18 protein-coding genes are annotated in these 21,082 nt (G+C 36.9%); 6 read left to right on the plus strand and 12 right to left on the minus strand.

All coding sequences use genetic code 11. The features are described 5' to 3' along the window. Window positions 1-93: 93 nt before the first annotated feature. Window positions 94-495: a DUF4359 domain-containing protein gene (locus SJY24_RS04125; RefSeq protein WP_000731396.1), complete on the plus strand. Its 402-nt coding sequence runs from the start codon at window positions 94-96 to the stop codon at window positions 493-495. A 20-nt stretch (window positions 496-515) separates the two neighbouring features. Here the strand turns inward: SJY24_RS04125 and SJY24_RS04130 are convergent, their stop codons facing one another. After that, window positions 516-731: a DUF2922 domain-containing protein gene (locus tag SJY24_RS04130; protein ID WP_377863833.1), complete on the minus strand. Its 216-nt coding sequence runs from the start codon at window positions 729-731 to the stop codon at window positions 516-518. Window positions 732-830: 99 nt separating this feature from the next. Then, window positions 831-1,055, minus strand: a complete 225-nt coding sequence (locus SJY24_RS04135; RefSeq protein ID WP_000257694.1) for a DUF1659 domain-containing protein — start codon at window positions 1,053-1,055, stop codon at window positions 831-833. A gap of 111 nt (window positions 1,056-1,166) precedes the next feature. On the opposite strand from SJY24_RS04135, the gene SJY24_RS04140 reads away from it, so the two are divergent. After that, window positions 1,167-1,652 carry a VanZ family protein gene (locus SJY24_RS04140; protein WP_377863835.1) on the plus strand — a complete coding sequence of 162 codons (486 nt, stop codon included), beginning with the start codon at window positions 1,167-1,169 and terminating at the stop codon, window positions 1,650-1,652. A 181-nt stretch (window positions 1,653-1,833) separates the two neighbouring features. Here SJY24_RS04140 and SJY24_RS04145 read toward each other — a convergent pair whose 3' ends face one another. The 4 genes from SJY24_RS04145 to SJY24_RS04160 form a co-directional block, all read right to left on the minus strand. After that, a complete protein-coding gene (locus tag SJY24_RS04145; protein WP_377863836.1) occupies window positions 1,834-4,590 on the minus strand; it encodes a DEAD/DEAH box helicase in 2,757 nt (918 codons plus the stop codon). Beyond that, complete coding sequence (locus SJY24_RS04150; RefSeq protein WP_098501366.1) at window positions 4,574-6,193, minus strand: SWIM zinc finger family protein; 1,620 nt, start codon at window positions 6,191-6,193, stop codon at window positions 4,574-4,576. The genes SJY24_RS04145 and SJY24_RS04150 overlap by 17 nt, the downstream gene beginning before the upstream one ends. Before the next feature lie 138 nt (window positions 6,194-6,331). Then, window positions 6,332-6,634, minus strand: a complete 303-nt coding sequence (locus tag SJY24_RS04155; protein ID WP_098665904.1) for a DUF3910 family protein — start codon at window positions 6,632-6,634, stop codon at window positions 6,332-6,334. Between the two features lie 85 nt (window positions 6,635-6,719). Beyond that, complete coding sequence (locus SJY24_RS04160; RefSeq protein ID WP_377863837.1) at window positions 6,720-7,595, minus strand: cell wall-binding protein EntA; 876 nt, start codon at window positions 7,593-7,595, stop codon at window positions 6,720-6,722. Between the two features lie 678 nt (window positions 7,596-8,273). Between SJY24_RS04160 and opuD the strand changes: the two genes are divergently transcribed. Together opuD and SJY24_RS04170 are read left to right on the plus strand one after the other, a co-directional pair. Next, on the plus strand, window positions 8,274-9,791 hold the full coding sequence (opuD, locus tag SJY24_RS04165; RefSeq protein ID WP_377863838.1) for a glycine betaine transporter OpuD: 1,518 nt from the start codon (window positions 8,274-8,276) through the stop codon (window positions 9,789-9,791). 248 nt (window positions 9,792-10,039) lie between these two features. Continuing rightward, a complete protein-coding gene (locus SJY24_RS04170; RefSeq protein WP_000833065.1) occupies window positions 10,040-10,174 on the plus strand; it encodes a hypothetical protein in 135 nt (44 codons plus the stop codon). A 220-nt stretch (window positions 10,175-10,394) separates the two neighbouring features. Here SJY24_RS04170 and SJY24_RS04175 read toward each other — a convergent pair whose 3' ends face one another. From SJY24_RS04175 to SJY24_RS04200, 6 genes are all read right to left on the minus strand, one after another. Next, a complete protein-coding gene (locus SJY24_RS04175; protein ID WP_377863839.1) occupies window positions 10,395-11,696 on the minus strand; it encodes a glycosyltransferase family 2 protein in 1,302 nt (433 codons plus the stop codon). Continuing rightward, the gene (locus tag SJY24_RS04180; RefSeq protein WP_377863840.1) at window positions 11,693-12,448 is read right to left on the minus strand and encodes a diguanylate cyclase domain-containing protein; all 756 of its coding nucleotides are present in this window, start codon (window positions 12,446-12,448) and stop codon (window positions 11,693-11,695) included. Before SJY24_RS04180 ends, SJY24_RS04175 begins: the two co-directional genes overlap by 4 nt. Window positions 12,449-12,710: 262 nt before the next feature. Then, entirely contained in the window at window positions 12,711-13,922 is a 1,212-nt protein-coding gene (locus SJY24_RS04185; RefSeq protein ID WP_377863841.1) for a NupC/NupG family nucleoside CNT transporter, read from the minus strand. Window positions 13,923-14,284: 362 nt separating this feature from the next. Next, window positions 14,285-16,042: a C40 family peptidase gene (locus SJY24_RS04190; protein ID WP_377863842.1), complete on the minus strand. Its 1,758-nt coding sequence runs from the start codon at window positions 16,040-16,042 to the stop codon at window positions 14,285-14,287. Between the two features lie 210 nt (window positions 16,043-16,252). Next, complete coding sequence (locus SJY24_RS04195; protein WP_377863843.1) at window positions 16,253-17,137, minus strand: D-amino-acid transaminase; 885 nt, start codon at window positions 17,135-17,137, stop codon at window positions 16,253-16,255. Window positions 17,138-17,601: 464 nt separating this feature from the next. Continuing rightward, window positions 17,602-19,530, minus strand: coding sequence for an LTA synthase family protein (locus tag SJY24_RS04200; protein WP_377863844.1), 1,929 nt, complete (start codon window positions 19,528-19,530; stop codon window positions 17,602-17,604). Window positions 19,531-20,078: 548 nt separating this feature from the next. On the opposite strand from SJY24_RS04200, the gene SJY24_RS04205 reads away from it, so the two are divergent. Then, a complete protein-coding gene (locus SJY24_RS04205; RefSeq protein ID WP_377863845.1) occupies window positions 20,079-20,444 on the plus strand; it encodes a YkvA family protein in 366 nt (121 codons plus the stop codon). Window positions 20,445-20,494: 50 nt separating this feature from the next. Continuing rightward, complete coding sequence (locus SJY24_RS04210; RefSeq protein ID WP_377863846.1) at window positions 20,495-20,986, plus strand: metal-binding protein; 492 nt, start codon at window positions 20,495-20,497, stop codon at window positions 20,984-20,986. Window positions 20,987-21,082: the final 96 nt, after the last annotated feature.

The following is a 21,082-nucleotide window of genomic DNA, read 5'->3' on the forward strand; positions in this document are numbered from 1 at the left end:
ACTGTTCGTTTACAATCAATAGATGATAGTCTTTCTAATTTGCATCGCTTGTACATATATATGAAAATAGAAAAGAGTAGGCGGTGATATAGCATGAAGAAAAAGTATATTATTATTATGGTTCTAGCTGTTGTTCTCTTAGTTTATTTAGCAAATAGTAATCCGGGTAAGGGAGAATATACGGATTGGGCAGCAAAACAATTTATGAAGCGTAATGATGTAAGTAAGAAGCTAGACGAGGTTGAGAAAGAAAACAAAGAGGGTATACTTGGCGATATAGCATCGGCGGGAAAGAAATTGGCAAATAAGTATGTTGAGCCACAAGTTGGATTATTAATCGATCATTATACAAAGCGAAATGATTATATTTTCTTCTCGACATATAAGACAGAGTTTGATGTAGGCGGAGAGAATTATAAGTATGTTTGCGTTGGTTTTTCAAACATCTTTATCCCGATTGAAATGCCGAAGAAAAAAGACGAATCTGCAAAATAATGCAGGTTCGTCTTTTTGATTTACGGAGTAATTTGAACTTCAGATATGTTTTTTTCTATGAGGCGAGCCCCTTTTTTACGAGTATTTTCACCAATGGATGAAAATACAGATGAAGAAAGAATGGTATCCATTACTTGATTTACGACTAGTTCATTTACTGGTGTGATGGGATTTTCGATAGAAAAGGCAACTGTTTTTCCATCTTCTTTCACGAAAATTAACTCTAGTACTTGCATGCTTTATTCCCTCCTTTTTATTTATCCCGCAACCGCCCGATTGGTGCGGGATAATAATCAGTGGGGATGAGCAAAACCCCCACTGATTAAAGTTTCACTTTACAGGTTAGAAAGATCTGACGTGCTTACAAGTTGTACAGCTTGAAGTGATGATTGTTGTAGTGAAGCAAGAGCACGTGCTACTTCATGCACTTTGCCTAAATCTGCATTTGTTTTCACGCGTTTGAATTGTTTGTTCTTTAAAACTGTTTTACCGTTTTTGTCTAATCCTCCGTTTAATACAAGGCGTAAAGTTAAATCCATTACGATTGTTTCAACTGCCATGTTTATCACCCCCTTTCACTTTATAAATAGGGGGTAAATGTCATATTTTGGCGTGAAATTTTTTCTTTTTTTTGATACTCTTATAAGAACAAGAGAGGAGCTTTCGGGAGAATGAATCGTAAATGGTTATTTTGGATTCCTGTATTATTATGGATGGGGCTTATTTTCTATTCTTCAGCACAGCCATATAAAAAACAGGATATGCGCTCGGATATTGAGCAATATGTAAATGTTGAGTTTGTGAAAGAGCATTTTTCATGGGTATCGATTGATTATGGCGGAGGTACACCTGTTAGTATCGCAAATAAAGGTGTAGGTGGATTTGTTGAGTTTTTCCTTCGTAAAGGTGCTCATTTTATGGTGTTCTTTATGCTCGGTTCATTGACGTATTATGCTTTTCATCGATCGGGTTGTTCGAGAAAACGGTGCTTTGCATACGCTCTCCTTTTCGTTGCAGGGTATGCAACATTTGATGAAATTCATCAGTGGTTTACAGGAGATCGTACACCGATGTGGCAAGATTCATTGCTTGATACGTGCGGCGGGTTAACAGGAATTATAATAAGCAATTGGTTTTGGCATAGAAAAAGGAGCTAATCTCATTTAGAGATTTGCTCCTTTTTGATTTATCCCGCATTAACGGGCAGTAAGACCCCCACCTCAAAATTCAGCGAAAGCAAAGAAGTTAGGTGGGGGATCAACTACCCGTAAAAGCCCGATTGGTTCAACTAATAATCAGTGGGGGATGAACAAAACCCCCACTGATTAAAGTTTCACTTTATACGCCAAGTAATTCTTTTAGTTCGTCTGTTGATAGTTCGGTCATCCAACTATCGCTTGTAATGACGGCGTTGTTTAATGATTGTTTTCTTTCTAACATTTCATCAATTTTCTCTTCAAGCGTTCCTGTTGTAATGAGTTTATGAACGTGAACGAAGCGTTTTTGACCAATACGATATGCACGGTCTGTTGCTTGGTTTTCTACAGCTGGATTCCACCAACGGTCATAGTGAATGACATGGTTGGCAGCAGTTAAGTTCAATCCTGTTCCGCCGGCCTTTAATGATAAGATGAAGATGTCATACGTTCCGTTTTGGAACTGCTCGATCATCTTGTCACGTTCTTTCTTCGGTACACTCCCGTTTAAGAAGAGGACACGCTGACCGAATTTTTCTTCTAGCATATGTTTTAGCATGTTCCCCATGCCAATGTATTGAGTGAAGATTAGGCAACTTTCATTTTGGTCTTTTATATTTTCGATGAGCTCCATTACCGTTTTTGTTTTCATAGAGCGTTCGATGATATCTTGTGGTTCTTCTTCTTTCAAATAAAGGGCTGGGTGGTTACAAATTTGTTTTAGTTTGTTCAGCATAAGTAATATAAATCCGCGTCTTTCAATTCCACTTAATCCTTCTACATTTTGTAATGTATCTTGAACAAGTTGTTCATATAAGGAAGCCTGTTCACCAGTTAGTGGACAATAAGCTTTTTGTTCTTGTTTATCTGGCAAGTTTAATGCGACTGTTTGATCTTTCTTCGTACGACGCAGTAAAAATGGTGAGATAAATCGTTGTACTTGCTGGATTTTTCCTTCATCACGGTCCTTTTCGATCGGTGTGACGAAGCGGCGCTGAAATTGTCCTAAGCTTCCGAGATACCCATGATTGATAAAGTCGAAAATAGACCAAAGCTCAGCAAGTCGGTTTTCCATTGGTGTACCGGTTAAAGCAATTTTGTGATTTGCTTGTAGGTTTCTTACTGCTTTCGATTGTTTCGTATGTGGGTTTTTTATATTTTGAGCTTCATCTAAAATAACAGCATCCCAGCATAAGGTACTAAGTTCTTCTTCATCAAGCTGAGCTAATGCATAAGAGGTTAATACAACATCTGCTGATTGAAGGAAGTCTTTAAATGATTCATCCTTAGCTCGGTTACCCCCGTAATGTAACTGAACACGTAAATTTGGTGCGAAACGCTCAAATTCTTTTTGCCAATTTCCAAGGACTGATGTTGGTGCCACAATTAACGCCGGTCCTGTTTGGAGATTGTTTTCTTTAGCGTATAGTAAGTAAGCTATCGTTTGAATACTTTTTCCAAGTCCCATATCATCGGCTAATAATGCTCCAAATCCAAGCTTTCGTAAGTATAGCAACCATTCAATACCGTGTTGTTGATATGGGCGGAGTGTTGCTTGTAGCGAAGAGGGTACATCTACTTTTGGAATATCTCCAATGTGCAGAAGTTTTTGGAAAAGCTCTTCATAATATCCATCTAGTTCGATTTCAATATCGGTAAACGGACTATCGTCTTCTACAATTTCTGTTTCCGCGGTGTTAGATAAATGTTGCTGCAACACGTCTTTCATTTCTAGTCCATATTTATCTGCACGGTTCATTAGTTTTTTTACTTCTTCAATAAAGGCAGGATCAAGTCTCATCCATTGACCATTTAAATTGAAAAGGCGTTTGTTCTGCTCAACAAGTTCAAAAAATTCGTTTTCTGATAAATCAATTCCGTCCGTTGAAATGCGCCAGTCGAAATTAACGAGCGTATTCATGCCGAAGAAAGATTGTGTTTGTGCTGTACTTTGCTTCAGCTGTACACGTAACTTCGGTTTTGTTGCTTTTAAATTTTGCCACCATGATGGTAGTAAAATTGTAATACCTGCTGCAAGTAACTCGTTACTTGCTTCGGTTAAGAAGTTCCAAGCTTCTGTTTCAAAGAGCTCTTCCCTGAACTTGTCGTTCTCTTTTAGCCACGGTACGAGCCTACTGAATCCTTCTTGTGTTTCAAGAATACGCTCTTCGTAATCGTGCCATCTTTTTGGCAAGGAATCGATATTCTCATATACATATATGCGATGCGCACCACGTTTTGGCGTAACGATTGTTTCGAGCTTCCACATTTCAAATTCTTCTTGTGGTTCTTGAAGTCTTAACCCAACTATAAATGGAAGATCATCTTCAATGTAACCAATTTTTCGAAGCCAATCTTCTTCATGTAGTGCTGCTTCCAATTGTCTTTTCGTAAAGTCGTAATGTTCATATAGTCTCTTTGCATCTTCCCAGCCATCATTTGAGCGACTATCTTGCAAAATACTTTCGTTCACCGCTGAAGTGAAAAGTGATGCTAACGTGTCATCTTCAATTGGGGTATTCTGCACTTTCCAAGATGGCTGATGAGACCAACGCTCCATATCGGGTACGAAGCTTCCACTTACGAAAGCGTCCCATAATTCATTTGCATCCTTTGTAAGTGCTGTAATAGGACCGTTCATTTGTATATTTGCAAATGAGTTCATCGGTTTATTTGCGATGTATTCAAATGCTTGCACGTTTGTTAGCATAACACCTTGTTTTCCTTCATACGTTGCTTCTTTTAGAAACGTACCGTAGAAGGAAGTAGAGTGCCATGTGAATGCATTTTGTTTCCAAATTGCTACGGATAAGGGAGCACCGCTATCATCTTCTCCCCAAAGGAACCAACCTTGACTAACGTGCTGGAGCCTAATTGTTACTTCAGTTTGTATGATCATCGATTAATTTTCCTTTCCGTAATTCCTCTTGTAGTGCGCGCAGACGTGAATGTAAATTAGCAATGTGAATAATGAAGGCATCCCATTCGTCAGTTCGTTTCAGTCGTTTATAAAGCATACGTAATTTCTTTAAGTAACGAACGGCACGTCTGTATGATTTGCGATTCCGTTCTTCAATTGCTTCTGTTGCGGCAAGGTGATAAAGAGGAAGTGCTGCTTCAGGCGCTTCTTTTTCAATATCTTTCAATGGTTCTTTCAAAAGTTCGATTGCCTCAAATCCATATAAGAGATGAAGTTCTGCCCATGCACGATACTGTTTCTTCGCTAGTACGTATTGTTCGTAATTTGTGAAACTATACGGCAATAGCTCTTGTAAAATCATTTCTAATCCCGCTTGTTCATTCGTGTGTGTTGCATACGTTTCATACATCATTACAAATAACCGAACGATATCTTGTATGAAGACGGTATTCTCTTGTTCGAGTATTGTTTTCTTTACTTGTTTATACGTAAAGGAAAGCCAGTTTTTCCCGCGATCCCACTGCATTGCACTTAATAACTCTTCTAACCAATAAAAATAAAGGCTTACGACAGAAGCAGGCTGTTTTTCGAGTAATTCCATTGCCAATAAATCTTCATTATTTAAAAAGAGCAGATGAGAAGAGGCTAATGCTTTGGAAAGTGGATTAATTTTAGTATCGATCCGTGTTTCTTCTTCTTTTAGCTGTGCCTCTGTTCTTAACAATTCACCCCATATGTGACGATAAATGAAGAATCGCTCTTGTGTATAGGCATCGGTAGAGAAGAATACTTCATGCGTGAGCCGAGCTGTTTCTTGTAAAATCGGTTCGGATTCTGCCGGAATCGCTTCTGTTTTTAAGTCCCTAACGATAGATTCAACTTTATCAACGAATAGACGAACGACGTTAACTGGTTGGTGATAAGAATATAGTTTGTTTGCTTCAAATTCTTGAATTTCTTCTAATAATTTTTGAAAGCAATAAAGTGCCGCGTGCAATTTAAATAATTCATGAATAGCAATGACGCGTGGAGCTTTCCGTTCTAATTTTGTATAGAAGTCTGTAAAAAGACTCATAAGAAAATACATTTGTTTATAAGTGAGCCGAGCCTGTTCCTTTTTAAATGATTCAAATTCATTTTCAAAGTATGTGTGCCAACTTTTATAATCCATTTCTTCAAAAGCTGATGATTGCAATACTTGTCTTGCAGTTCGAATAGGAGGAAGGGAAGGTTTCGTATTATTTTTAAATAAAGTTAATACGTCTCCTACCTGCCCAAAACTTGAAGCTGCAGATAGTAACACAGCAAGCATATGCTCACATTGCGTTGGCGCGAAGCAATCGCAATAGCTTTCAGCGACATTACGAATCGGGATGTGAACGCTATATACACTGCCTGCAGCATCTACAGTTCCAGATAGCGTATAGCCATCAAAGTCAACGTTATAGACAACACCACTACGATATAGGTGCCGAGCTGTAGCGACATGCTCCTGATCAGCAACTTGCTGCGGATCAAGCCCTTGAACGAACTCATTCGCAATCATCATAATTTCATCTTTCGTAATTGAGTGTTGCAGCATAATATTCCTCCGTACACAGATTTCTTTCCTTTACCATTATAAACAAAAAATGCTCAAAACAGAAAAAATGAAATTTGGATTACAAAAAAGGATGTTGCCTAGTTGAACTTTCCTACTAGGTAACATCCTTTTTGGGAATTAAGAGCGTGATTCTTGTAATACTGCTTTTACATATGGATCATGTAATATTTGTTTTATAATTGGTAACATGTTTTGCTCGAATGGAATATCAATAGGAAATGGCTTTTGAGAGCCTGGCTTTATTCCATATTGTACGATTTTGTAATGTGTATTTTCTTCAGACTTGAGCACAATTAATTTATAGCGATTGTCATCATTTGTGAGTGAGAAGTCAATTGCGATAGCATCATATGTTATATCATCTTTATATATGTACGGTTTTGGTGTACCGACCCAGTCTACCTTAGCTTGTAAATTCATGGACGTCACCTCCTTATATGTATTATATAAAAAATAAAAGCCAGCTCTCAATAAAGAGAACCGGCTGTAATTTAGCAGTCATTGGTTATTTTAAAATTTTCACTTTAACAGTTTTGCGTCCCCATTTTTGAGCAGCGCTATCTGATCCAAGTAGAATGTCGATACGGTTACCTTTAATTGCACCGCCAGTATCACCAGCGATAGCTTCTCCATAACCTTCTACCCATACTTTAGATCCTAATGGGATTACTTTCGGGTCAACAGCGATCATTTTCATGTTTGGGTTCGCTGTTAGGTCATGACCCATTGCAGTTAATACACGGCCGCCGTATGTGCCACCGTTTTCGCTCGGATGAGCTGTATATGCTGTAGCTACAACTGTTAACTCACGACCATTAGAAGGTTCGCTAGTTTCAGCAGCTTTCACAGCAGGCTTAGCAGCTGTTTTTACTGGTGCAGGTGCTTGAGCCTTAGCAGGTGCTGCAGCTTTAGCAGGAGCAGGCGTTTCTTGTTTCTCAATAACAGGTGCTGTACCTGTTAAGAAAGGAACATGAACATAAGCCGTTTTCCCGTTATATTCAAATTGTAACCACTCATTTTGTACTTGGTTCGTTGTTTCGATCATATCGTCTTTCTTAAGCGTTCCAAGAATTTCTGAGTTTGTGTTCGCTTCAGCACGTACATTTAATACGTTAGCTGTTACATAGTAAGAGTTCTTTGTAAACTCTGCACTTACGAATGCGTCTTTACCATCTAATTTGATTTGTGACCATCCGTTTTCTGTATTTAGAACATCTAATTTATGACCATTCTGTAATTTACCGACAACTTTTGATTCAGTAGTAGGGTTTTCTCGTACGTTTAGTACGTCTGTTGTTACAACAGTTTCTGCATTAGCAGATGCGGTGAAAATCCCAAGACCAAAAACTGCTGCTGTTGCTATACCAATTAATTTTTTCATGATAGCCTCCATTGCGTTTGTTTTCGTGTCCTCATTATAGCAACAGATTTTTTCGGATTTGGGGAAAACACACAATTACAAACCATTCGTAATAAGTCGTTAACACTTTGTAATATAGCTAGAATTAGAGGAAAGCGTTTTTCATTCTATATAATTAGTAGGTTTCTAGTTATATTCAAAATATTTAATACAACATATATTTTTCGGCGTAAATAAAAATGTTACAGAGGTATTACATAATGATTACTATACAGTTACATTCCTTGAGTATTTTACCGTTTTATGGGTAATATAGTTATATAAACATAAACATCTCGTTTGTGAAGTTATAAACACGCGCTATATACTAGCAAAAAAACCGCATAATTGTTACAAGAAGAAAGGGTTGTAAAGAATAAATCTGCCCTTTTTTAAAATTGTAACACATCCTTTTTTGGGAAAATCTCTTCCCATCCGCATTTTTCTCACACAATTTGACAGTAGTATTCCAATCTTGTAGCTCTTGCAGAGTGAAAAGGTTGTACGGAAGGTAAGGCTGTCCATAAGAACTCTAATTGGTGAAGGCAAAACTAAGAGAGCCGAAAGAAAATCACCACAAAAAACTATGGTTTTCTATCCGATTTAACATATCGGAATTTATGTTATTTACAAGAAATGAAACATACGAAGGGGGATTTGATGAGGAAACTGACGAAAACATTTATTGTCTCATTAACATTATGCATTGCATTTACACTTTGGGGGATTATTCCCGAATCTATTATTGGAAAAGGTAGCTTAGGAAATGTAACGACTGCAATTCAAGCTGCGTTAGTTAGTAAGTTTGGATGGTTCTATATTATTTCCGTTTCTATTTTCTTAGGAATTGCTATTTTCTTAATTGTTTCTAAGTACGGTTCGATTCGTTTAGGTAAAGATGATGATGAACCTGATTATAGTTATATGACATGGTTTGCTATGTTATTTAGTGCCGGTATGGGAATCGGTTTGGTTTTCTGGGGCGTTGCAGAACCGTTGAATCATTTATACACACCTCCGTTTGGAGAGGGTGCAACTGAAGAGAGTGCACGTCTTGCACTTCGTTTCTCATTTTTCCATTGGGGATTACATCCGTGGGGATTATATGCACTTGTAGCATTATGTATTGCGTATTTTACATTTAGAAAAGGAAGGGCGAGTACAATTAGTGCGACAGTGGGTCCGCTATTTAAGGGCGGTGAACATGGCCGTATTGCACATACGTTTGATGTTCTAGCTGTATTTGCGACAGTATTTGGTGTGGCAACATCATTAGGACTTGGGGCGAAGCAAATCGCAGGTGGTGTTAGTTATTTAACATCCATTCCGAACTCATTACCGACACAGTTAGTAATCATCGGAATTGTAACTGTTCTTTATATGTTATCTGCACAAACAGGGCTCGATAAAGGAATTAAATATTTAAGTAATGCGAATATTATTTTAGCGTTTGCACTTATGATAATTGTATTATTTGCAGGTCCAACAAACTTTATTATGAATTACTTTACTTCAACAATTGGTTCATACATTCAAGAATTGCCAAGTATGAGTTTCCGATTAAGTCCATTAAATGAAGGCGGAAATCAATGGATTCAGTCATGGACAATTTTCTACTGGGCATGGTGGATTGCATGGTCACCATTTGTAGGAACGTTTATTGCTCGTGTATCACGCGGACGTACAATTCGTGAGTTTGTAGTTGGTGTGTTACTTGTACCAACAGTAATTGGTGCACTCTGGTTCTCAGTTTTCGGAGGAACGGGTATTCATATGGAGCTATTTGATGGTGCGAATATATATGGACAAATTAAAGATATGGGCACAGAAGTAGGATTGTTTGCTATGTTAGACCATATGGGTGGCATGGGACCGGCATTATGTGTTCTAGCTATTTTACTTATTTCAACATTCTTTATTACATCAGCAGATTCTGCTACGTTCGTTCTAGCGATGTTAACGACACATGGTAGTTTAAACCCACCAAATCGCATTAAAATGGTTTGGGGTATTGTTCTAGCGGCATTAGCTTCGATCTTATTGTACGTTGGTGGATTAGAGGCGCTGCAAACTGCGTCGATTATCGCGGCATTCCCATTTGTATTTGTTATTTTCTTTATGATTGCAGCACTATTTAAAGAGTTGCAAAAAGAAGGGCGTATGAAGCAACATAAATAATAGAAGGAAAGGGGCTGATTTTATATCAGCTCCTTTTTAATGCACCTATTAGGAAAAGGGTGATATCAGCAATTCGAAAAGGAAAATCGATATGTTTCGACAATATTCGATATTATGCAAATTATGTTCATATTTTTGACAAAAATATGTCGGAAATGTGTTGTCACTTTTATGTATATGTGCTATATTATTTCCTGTAAGCGATTTCAAATAGTTTTAAATCGCATTCAAGGGGGACATCTAGAATAATGAAACGTTACGAAAGAAAGTGGAAGCATATTTGTTTGAAACGTGTGGCACATCGCAATGTCCAAGAAAGCACGGAACCTAAGACTGAAACGCGCAAAGAGCAGCAAGAAAAGCAACTGGTTCTACAAAAATAGCAATCACTTTTTCGTATATAAATGAAGGTCGATCGTTCGTTGGGGGATGGACGTGAAATTACTTTCAGCTAAGGGGTATTGTCTGATATATAGTATTACGGTAAAAAATAAGCACAGAGCTTACGGCGCTCTGTGCTTATTTTTTATTCCGTAAAAGCCCGATTGGTGAGGGCTAATAATCAGTGGGAAATGAATAACCCCCACTGATTAAAGTGTCACTTTATTTTTCCTTTTTAAATCGTACTGTTTTATCCCAGCCAATTACTTGTTTCTTGCTCTTTGCACGTAAGTAAAGAATGAGACTGCGAATAAACAAATACGTAAAGAGCTGTGCGTACGTAAAGTACATAATGACGCTTATGAAAATGTTGGTTGGTGTAAAGGTTCGTTCGACGCTCTGGGCACTAAATAATTGAGAAACATATGTAATATATGCGACATACCACATAAATAGTAATGGAATGCTATATTGAATTTGGAATATCCCGAGCAGTCCAATTACAAACCAAACGTTTGAAATGATTAAGAATAGCCAAAATACGACATATACTAAAACTTGCTGTAAGGAATGGACGAGTAGCTTTCCTTTAAAGAAGCTTAGCGAAGAAAACATTTTTTCTAAAATATATAAGTTTCCTTGAAGCCAACGTGTACGCTGTTTAATAAGAATTTTTAAATGTTCAGGTTCTTGTTCCCATGTAATCGATTCTGGGACGATTGGTAAGAGATAGCCTTTTTGGGTAATTCTCAATGTTAATTCAGCATCCTCTGCAATAGCATAAGGATCATAGCCCCCAAGTTCTTCTAATGCGGAACGACGAAGAAGCATGTTTGTTCCGGTCAGTGAGCCTGTTTGGAATAATAGCCAGCGTCCAGATTGCATAAGGAGCTGGAAAATCTGAAATTCTAATGAAATCATTCGTGTAAGCCAATTTCTCTTTTCATTTACTGTACGAACGTGTCCAACTGCTCCAACGGCATCCTGGATGGTTTCAGCATGTTCTACGAGCATTCGCAGTGCATGTGGTTCAGGTTGATTATCTGCATCGTAAACACAGAAGTATTCACCATCTGAAATGCTAAGACCGTAGTTTAATACACGCGATTTTCCTTTCGGTTCGCCAGGTGGTACACGAATGTGATGAATATGAGCATAAGCTCTGTCGAAATCATCGCCAATTTCAGGTGTTTCATCTTGAGAGTTATCGTTTAATAAATAAACGTTTAATTTGCCCGGGTATTCAATCTTTGCCATCGCTTCTAATGTATCTTTAATAACGACACCTTCATTATGGGCAGGTATTAAAATATCTACACTTGGATAATGTTCTAGCGTACGATCTTTTCGTTTACTATTTCGATGAATTAAGCCCGCGAGTGTTAAGAGAGAGTAGTAAACGAGTAGGCCTGAGAATAGAAAGGCAGTAAAAATAAGTACATATTTGATTGAAAATGTGATGCTAATCCAAAATACGAGTACGCAGAACAGAAGGAATAAAAGGAGTATAACGAGTGTCATCATAATAATGTCTGTCCTTTTGTTGTGATTTGTTCTCGTTTTATTTTAATGTCTTGAATTGCTTCAGCAGCAAGCCATTGCTCCATTTTTGGATGTAGACGGTTCATTACAATATCAGCACCGGCTTCATTTGTGTTTTGTAATAAAATGACCAATGTATTGCTGTCATATTCAGCAGCAAGGTCAAAGTCAGTTCTTACTGTATCAACTAATAATGAAGCTACACGATCCATGACACTTTCCTTCGTATATTTACTAAAGGAAGTGAAATCAAAGAAAATAATAATGCCTGTTTCATTGCGACGATTCATCGCAGTCTTTAATAATGCTTGTCGTCTTTCGAATTCTTGCCTTGTTAATAATTTGGATTCTCCAATGTATTGCTCAAGCACCCGCACTCGTTCAGTTAACTCTCTATTTTTAAGGATAACCTTTTTTAATAGGTGAGTTGAAATATAAACAAGGAAGAAGTTAGCTGCCATTAGGAAGTGGGTAATGATATATTTCCATTGATCTGATGTACTCCATAAGTGAAGCCACGCTTCATAAAATAAATAGAATACTGAAATAATGGTTCCCATTATAAAGAAAATAAATGCTATTTTATCAGCTAAAAATAGGAATAGTACATTTATGATGACATATATAATTGTAAAAATGAGCGCGTGCTCATATTTCGTCACATGTACAGTAGTAAAATAAAATAAAATTTGTAAAATCCACATAGAAAGGACTTTATAGGATTTATCTTTCACGAAACTTTCCTCCTTAAAGATAATTCATGCAGGATATTTGTAGTATGCACAATTATTAAGAAATGGACCATGTAGCTGGAAGTCTTTTTTTAGCAAGCGACATCAAGTAGTATCCCTCTTGTGCAAGAAAAAATAAACAGACATACTAATTATTGTAACATATCATCTAGATATCTAGACATGTAGTGTTTAGTATATACGAAAATTATATTTATAGTATACAAAAAAGTCTCCTCTTTAAAAGAGGAGACTTTACATTAATTTATAGGAACATCATACCTGCAACTGCTGCATTTAAGAAGTTCGCTAGTGTACCAGCGATAACTGCTTTAATCCCTAATTGTGCAATTTGTTTACGGCGAGTAGGAGCTAATGTTCCTGTTACACCTAATTGAATTGCGATAGAAGAGAAGTTTGCAAAACCACAGATTGCGAATGTTAAAATCAGATTTGTTTTTGCAGAGAATTCTGCCATGTGAGGTCCTAAGTTTGCGTATGCAACGAATTCGTTGATTGCAAGTTTTTGACCGATAAAGCTTGCTGCTTGTATAGCTTCACCCGGTGAAACCCCGATTAAGATTGCAAATGGTGATAGTAAGTAACCGAAGATTAAATCAAGGCTAAGTTTAATATCGAACCAAGAACCGACCCATCCTAATAAGCCATTTAATAAAGCAATTAATGCGATGAAGGCCATTAACATCGCTGCTACGTTAATAACAAGTTGTATACCTTCAGATGCACCACGTGCAGCTGCATCGATAACGTTTGCGTCTTCACGTTCTGTAGAAAGTTCAACGTTATTATCTACTTTTTCTGTTTCTGGCATAATTAGTTTTGCAATTAATAAACTTGATGGAGCTGCCATAATTGCTGCTGCTAATAAGTGTTCTAACGGAATGCCCATTGCTGCATAGCCGACAAGAACTGATCCGGCAACAGCTGTCATACCGCTTACCATAATAGTGAAGAATTCACTGTTAGTTAAACGTGCTAAGTATGGTTTAATTAAAATTGGTGCCTCAGTTTGTCCTAAAAATACAGTTGTTACTGAGTTTAAACTTTCTGCTTTCGAAGTTCCAAGAAGTTTACTTAATGCGCCACCAACAATACTAACAAATTTCTGCATAATACCGAAATGATATAAGATTGCTACTAATGAACTAATAAATACAATTGGAAGTAGTGCTTGAATAACGAAGATAAATCCCCAAGGGCCTTTTGCGTTGACTAAATCCCCAGCAACGAACCTAATTCCCTCGTAAGAAAAATTAATTAATCCTTGAACACCATCCGCAGCATGTTTTAAAACTGCTTTTCCGGCATCCCATCGTAATACGATAAATGAAAATGACATTTGTAATGCTAGCGCGATTAAAATTGTGCGCCAATTAATAGCTTTGCGGTTGGAAGATAGTAAGAAAGCGATTGCTAATACTCCAATCACGCCGCCAATTCCCCATAAAAGATTCATGCAGTGTTGCTCCTTCCTCATAGTAAAAAAGTGTATAAACCAGTTGTCTATACTTTTGCGAATATAACATCTTAAGTAACTTATCATAATGGACATCGGAGGTCAAACGTCTAACGAAAAGTTTAAATAAAAAGAAAATTCTTTGAAAAAACACATATAAAATGAATCGACATGAAATAGGTTATGTTTTTTGTGGAATTATATACATTATGATAACGTTTTGGATAATTTTCATAGAATATAGTGTATGAAATAGGGAAATGAACACATAATTTTTGCGTAGAGAGAATGAAAGGGGATTACTATATTGAGCCCTTTAAAAAAGAGCCTTCTAGTAAACTAGAAGGCTCTGAAACTATCACTTAAGGTGCTTTTGTATATCCTAAGAAATGGCTTTTCCAATAAGAGTTGCTTAATGAAGCAATTGCTACACCTTTATCTCCAGATTGGATAAATGATCCGCCCCCAAGGTAGATACCCATGTGAGAAGGACCTGCTTTATAAGTGTCTTTGAAATAAATTAAGTCTCCAGGTTGTGGACTTGAAGTTTGTGGTAAGCTGCTCCAATATCCTGCAACACTTTGGCGGCTAATGTTATGACCAAATTTCTTAAATACGTGGTAGATGTAACCACTGCAGTCAACACCGTTAGCAGAAGTACCGCCCCAAACGTATGGTACGCCTTGCATAGATTTCGCGTATGCAAGTAGAGAAGAACTGTCACCGCTATTATTATTATTATTATTGTTGTTGTTGTTGTTTTGATTGTCGTTAGGCTTATTATCTACTGCGCCCCCAACTGGTGTTTTAGATAGGAAACGTGTTCCGATGTAACCAGTTTGACCATTGTAGTTAATTTTGCTCCATCCAGAGTTTTCAGAGATTACTTGAACCTTCTGTCCTTGTGGAAGTGCGCCTATGATTCTATAATTTGTACCTTCGCCGCTACGTACGTTTAGTGCAGAAGCATTAATGTAGTAGTCGCCAATTGCACCTTGATCAGGTTGTTTTGGTTGTTCTGGTTGTTTCGGCTGTTCAGGAGTAGCAGTGCCACCTTTAACGAATTTTACAAATTCGCCACTAACATAGCCTGTTTTTCCTTGATAGTTTACTTTAAACCAGCCGTTTTCAGATCCAACTACGTTTAATGTTGTACCATTTAACACGCCACCAATTACACTGTGGTAAGCAGCAGGGCCTGTACGAACACGTAGAGATGTTGCGTTAACAACGTAAGTACCACCAGTTTGAACAGTCACATTATTGTTTTGTTCAGGCTTATTATTTTGCTCTTGGTCGTTACCTTGAGTGACGTTTTCGTTAGAACCGCCTTTTGTTACGTAGTCTTTACTTAAGTAAGCTGTTTGTCCTGCGTAATTGATTTTGAACCAATCTTGAACTTCACCAACGACTTGTACGACTTGTCCTTTTTTCACAGAACCTACAGTTGGGTGAGAAGTACTAGGACCTGTACGAACGCGAAGGGAAGATACGTTTACTGTATAGTTTCCACTTGCTGGTTTTACAGATTCTTGGTTGTTATTATTCGTATTGTTGTTTGAAGAACCTGTATTAGAAGAAACACCAGATACGAATTCGCCACTTACATAGCCAACTTGTCCATTATGGTTGATTTTCACCCAACCATTTTCTTGACCAATTACGTTTAAAGTTTGTCCTTCATATACACGTCCTGAAACAGAACTAGAAGTGTTAGGAGCGGTACGAACACGTAATACATCAGCAGTAACTTTATTGTTTCCACCTGTACTTACATTGTTATTTGGTTTTGCACCATTTTTTGATACAAATTCGCCGCTAACATAGCCTATTTGTCCATTATGGTTAATTTTGAACCAACCATTTTCTTCTCCAATTACGTTTAAAGTTTGACCATTATAAACGCGAGAGATAACGTCGTGAGAGGTACTTGATCCTGCGCGAACATGTAGCACGCTAGCATTCACCGTATAAGATGAACTGTTTGATGCGGAAGCTTGGACAGTTTGTGTAGCAGCTTTTTGTGTATTTTGTTCCGGGGCAGCTTGAACACTATCAAGTGTAGGTGCTGCTCCTCCTGCTACAGACACTGCCGCAAGACCGGCAAGGTATTTTTTCATAATTTGTCGATTCCTTTCTGTCTGTAATGTAGTGAAGAAATATTTACCAACTGTTAAAAATTCTAAAGAGCATGTCGATTACTGTCAAGACTTATGCGGTAATCTGAATATGACAAAAAGATTACAAGAAAAAATCAAGGTATAAATCCATACCTTGATTTCCATTTAAATACATATATTTGTTGTAGAAAGAGAGGAGATTATTCGTATTTAAGAAGATGAAATGTTGGATTTTAAAAGGCTTTGAGAAAATGATTTTTGTAGTAATTTGGTGATAGGGCCAACTTGACCATCTTGAATTGCAGTTCCATCAAGGTGGGTCATTGGTAAAATCTCAATAGTCGTTCCTGTGAAGAAGCATTCATCTGCGCTATAAACATCGCGAATGCTGAAAAGTTCTTCTTGTACAGGAATACGAAGGGTTTTCGCTAAGGAAATGACATATTGACGAATAATGCCATTTAAAATAAGGTGATTGGCTGGATGTGTGTAAAGAGTTCCATTTTTTATGAGAAAGAAATTAGAACAGCTCCCCTCAGTTACAGTACCGTTTCGTACGAAAAGTGCTTCTTTACAACCTTTGCGTTCAGCTTTCGTAGCAGCTAATACATTGGGTAATAAATTTAAAGATTTGATATCACAGCGTAGCCAGCGCGTATCTGGTTCTGATATAGCACGTACACCATATTCAATCCATAAAGCTGGTCTTTCCTTCTTTGTAATATAGGCATAGATTGTCGGAGGGACGTCATATGAGAATGTATGGGTACGGGCTTGTACACCACGAGATACTTGCAAATAAATAGTACCATCTTCGTGGAAATTATTACTTTCAATTAGTTTGTAAAGTAGGATAATAAGCTCTGCTTTTGAGAAAGGAAGTGATAATTCTATTTCTTCTATGGAGCGATATAACCTTGTGATATGCGGATCTATTAAGTGAAAGTTCCCTTTATATAGGCGAATAACCTCATAGACACCATCTCCAAATTGTAAGCCTCTTTCTTCAAGGTCTATGTACGCGCGATGTTTTGTTGTATCAATAACTGCATCATTCCATAGTACAAATTTTTCGTATGCCAATTTTCGTCCCATCCTTTCGTTAGTACATGAATAAAAAGCACTCTAGTTATTTTTATGTGAGCAATTCTCTTCATATGACGTATATGTATTTGAAAATTATAGAGAAGTAGTGGTGATTTATAGCATTTTGTATATACAAATTCGAAAATGAGAAATAAGAATCCTGCTTTTTGAAATAAAAAAAGCAACATTCGTATTGAATGCTGCACAAGGAGGGTAGCTATCTTTCGTAGGGACATCGTCTTATTAAAAGTTTTAGTAAGACAATTATAAGAAAGTTGAAAACAAATGGTGCACATATTTCTCTAAGGGATCTTATTACAGATGAGAGATAAGAAATACGTGAAACCTCGTTTACATATTTTATTATAAAGATACTTCATTAATGCAGTGTAAATATTCGGTGAAGGTTATGTAATTTTAAAGTTAATGAATAGGAGAGGAAGGATAGCAGAAAATAAAAAAAGAGGCTGAGATTACTCAGCGCTCTTCTTTTCTTCTTTAATAGCTGTCTTTACTTCACCAGTTTTGGTCTTATTACTTTCAGAGAAGCGAAGTAAGTCACCTTCAATGATTTTGTCAGACATGTTCAATTCATTTTGGGCACGATCAATAAGTGGTTGAGATTCTTCTTTCGGTAATTGTACAACTTCGCCAGTGTTACGGTCGTAGAATGTACTGTTCGTGTACATGTACTTATCTGTAACGAAGCTACCGTCACGAAGAACAACGAATCCTTTATTTTCTGGTGAGAATACATCATGACCGAATTGAATTTGATTCGTAGAATCTACACCAAGTAAGTTTAGAATTGTTGGTTTAATGTCAATTTCACCAGTTGGTTTTGAAATTGTTTTACCTTCTTTTTGACCTGGAACGTGAATAAACATCGGTGTTTTTTGCAAGTTCATATGGTCAAATGTAGTGATTTCTTCTTTTCCTAAGAACTGTGCCATTGCACGGTTATGGTTTTCAGAAATACCATAGTGATCACCGTAGAATACGATAACTGAGTTGTCGTAAATACCTTCTGCTTTTAGACGCTCAATAAAGTGTTTCATTGCTTCGTCTAAATAGCGAGCAGTTACCATGTAACGGTCAAATACGCCATCACCAGAATTGTATTCATCGATTAATTTCGTATTGTCATCATAAGTGAATGGGTAATGGTTTGTTAAAGTAAGGAAGCGAGTATAGAACGGTTGCTTCACTTCTTTTAACATATCAATAGATTGATCGAAGTATTCGATATCTTTTAATCCCCAATTTAATTTTGTTTCTGGCGTAATCTTGTAGTCAAGCTCGTTGTAGTAACGATCATAACCAAGTGCCGGATACATAATGTTACGGTTCCAGAACGTTGCGTTGTTCGCGTGGAATACTGATGTGTGGTATCCTTGCTCACGTAAAATTTCTGGAGTTGCTGTATATTCGTTATTACCGTGTGTGAAGAATACAGCACCACGGTCTAGTGGATACATTGAAGTATCTACTAAGAATTCAGCATCAGATGTTTTTCCTTGCCCAGTTTGATGGAAGAAGTTATCAAAGTAATAACTTTCTTTCGTAAATTGGTTTAAGAATGGTGTAACTTCTTGTCCGTTAACTGTTGCACCAATTAAGAATGTTTGTAATGACTCAAGAGAGACAACAATTACGTTTTTCCCTTTTGCAGTACCGAACATATTTGGATCTGGTTTACTTTGTGTTGTTTTTACATAGTTTTCTGTTTCTTGTAACTTACTACCGTCGGCAAATGCTTTTTGCGAACTTGATTTTGCTTGTAAGCCAAGATCGTATGCTTGGTGTACATATAATCCTAAGTTTTTAACAAGCATAACGCGGTCGAATGAACGTGTTAATAGTTCTGGACGCTCAGCTTCTGCAAATCCTAGGTTTACGAAGAAAATAGCAATTGTTGACACGAAGTATAGGGAACGCATCGGACGTGCTACACGCTCTGTCGGTGCAAAATTTTTCTTCTTCTTCAATAAAATGAAGAATACAATAATATCCGCAAATGCAAGGATGATTTTGTAGTTAAATAATTCTTTCACACTAGAACCTAAACTTCCGAAATTAGACGTTTGTCCTAGTACTGGTAAAGTAACGAAGTCATTGTAGAATCCGTAGAACATTACGTTACCAACAAGAATGAACGTTAAGATAAAGTTAATTCCTAGTGCTATATAGTTACGTTTTTTTCCTTTTGCAAATAATGCAAGTCCCACAAACAGTAATGCTGCTGCTAATGGACTAATGAATAAAATGAATTCTTGCATGAAAGATTCAAGTTTTAAATCAAAGCTAGTGCGTGTAATAATGTAGGTTTTTAGCCATACGGCCAAAGCTACGAATAAAGTGAAACGCACATTTTGAAATTGTGATTTCAAGGTTTCTTTCATTCATTCCCACCCTTTCTCTATCAGGCTTGGTCGATTTTGGAGCGAAAAATGTTAAAATAAAAAATACATAGTTTCTTTTGCCATAATTAGAGCTTCTATATTCACCCATATACGACTTTAACTATGCATACCCTTTTTTTGGTTTCTTTTGCTGCTCATAAGCATAACGTCATTTCTGTATTATACAACAAAATTCATTTCTGAGAAACACTATAACATTTTACATTTTTTGTATGTGATTTGTCACTACCAGAGAAAACTTTAACATTCGTTTATATGCCCGTCAACTAGAAAATATAACAAAAATAGAAAAGAATGTTAAGTGAAATTGAAAGTTTTTTGGTTGAGAAATATGGAATAGAAACTTTAAAGTCGGTATCTAGAAAACTATTATATGAAGGAAAATGTAGAAAAATTAACGAACACTTGTTCTTTCTGGTTTTGTTTGTTACAATTAAATTTCATTGGTAGATTATGTGTAATTTTGATGAACTTTTACTGATAACATATTGTAGCTTATTTTTTTTGAAAAATAGGGAGGCTTTTGAATGAAACAAAAATTTTCAGTTGAAGCGTTTTGGAAAAAAATAAAACATGTTGCGAAGCAGGCAGGGCAATCGGTAATTTATGCGAGTTTATTGTTGTTTTTCGTTTTGCAAAGACCTGATGTTCCAAAACGAGTGAAAATTATTGTAATTGGAGCACTTGCTTATTTCATTGCACCGATTGATGCTATTCCAGATTTCATTGCTGGAGTTGGTTATACGGATGATTTAGGGGCGTTAACGGCTGCATTATTACAAGCGTCGTTATACGTTAATGAAGATGTGAAAGATAAGGCACGAGTGAAGTTGGCAGAATGGTTTGGTTCGGATATAGACACAGCATTTATCGATCAGAAATTAGATCAATAGGTGAGAACTGTCATAGAGTGACAGGGCGAACGTAAGCGAGGAAGTGCATTATGCCATCAGGAAGAACGCATACGAAAATAAACTTAATATCCCTTCCGGTTGTTTTGTTTATGCTCTTTTCGTATGGATTAACAAATTTTGATTTTTTATTAACCTTTGCAATCGGCTTTTTAGTAGGTACTTCATTTTTAACACCTGATTTAGATACGTATAGTAATGCGTATAATAAATGGGGGTTACTCCGTATTTTTTGGTATCCATATAGGAGCGTAATGCCCCATCGTTCCTTCTTCACACATACGATTATAATTGGTGATGTTATTCGTATCGCATACATGTTAATCGTATTTTCTCCGTTTTTATTCCTATTAAATGTAATCGCACTCGATGGGAATTTAATAGAAATTGCGAAGAAACATGAGGTTGAAATTGTAACGTTTGTAATCGGCATTGTAGTGGCGAGTACGCTCCACATTATAGCGGATAAAGTGAATACGCGCCGAAAGAAAATGATGAGAAAAAAGAAGAAACGCAGAAGATAAAGAAACCGACCCAAAAGGTATTTTGGGTCGGTTTTTTCTTGGCGTATTTTGTAGTTAATTCGATATTCTTTGTCGAATCGCCGATAAAATTTCATA

It is taken from the genome of Bacillus sp. R86525, assembly GCF_042466195.1.
In the GTDB taxonomy this organism is placed as follows: Bacteria; Bacillota; Bacilli; order Bacillales; family Bacillaceae_G; genus Bacillus_A; species Bacillus_A nitratireducens.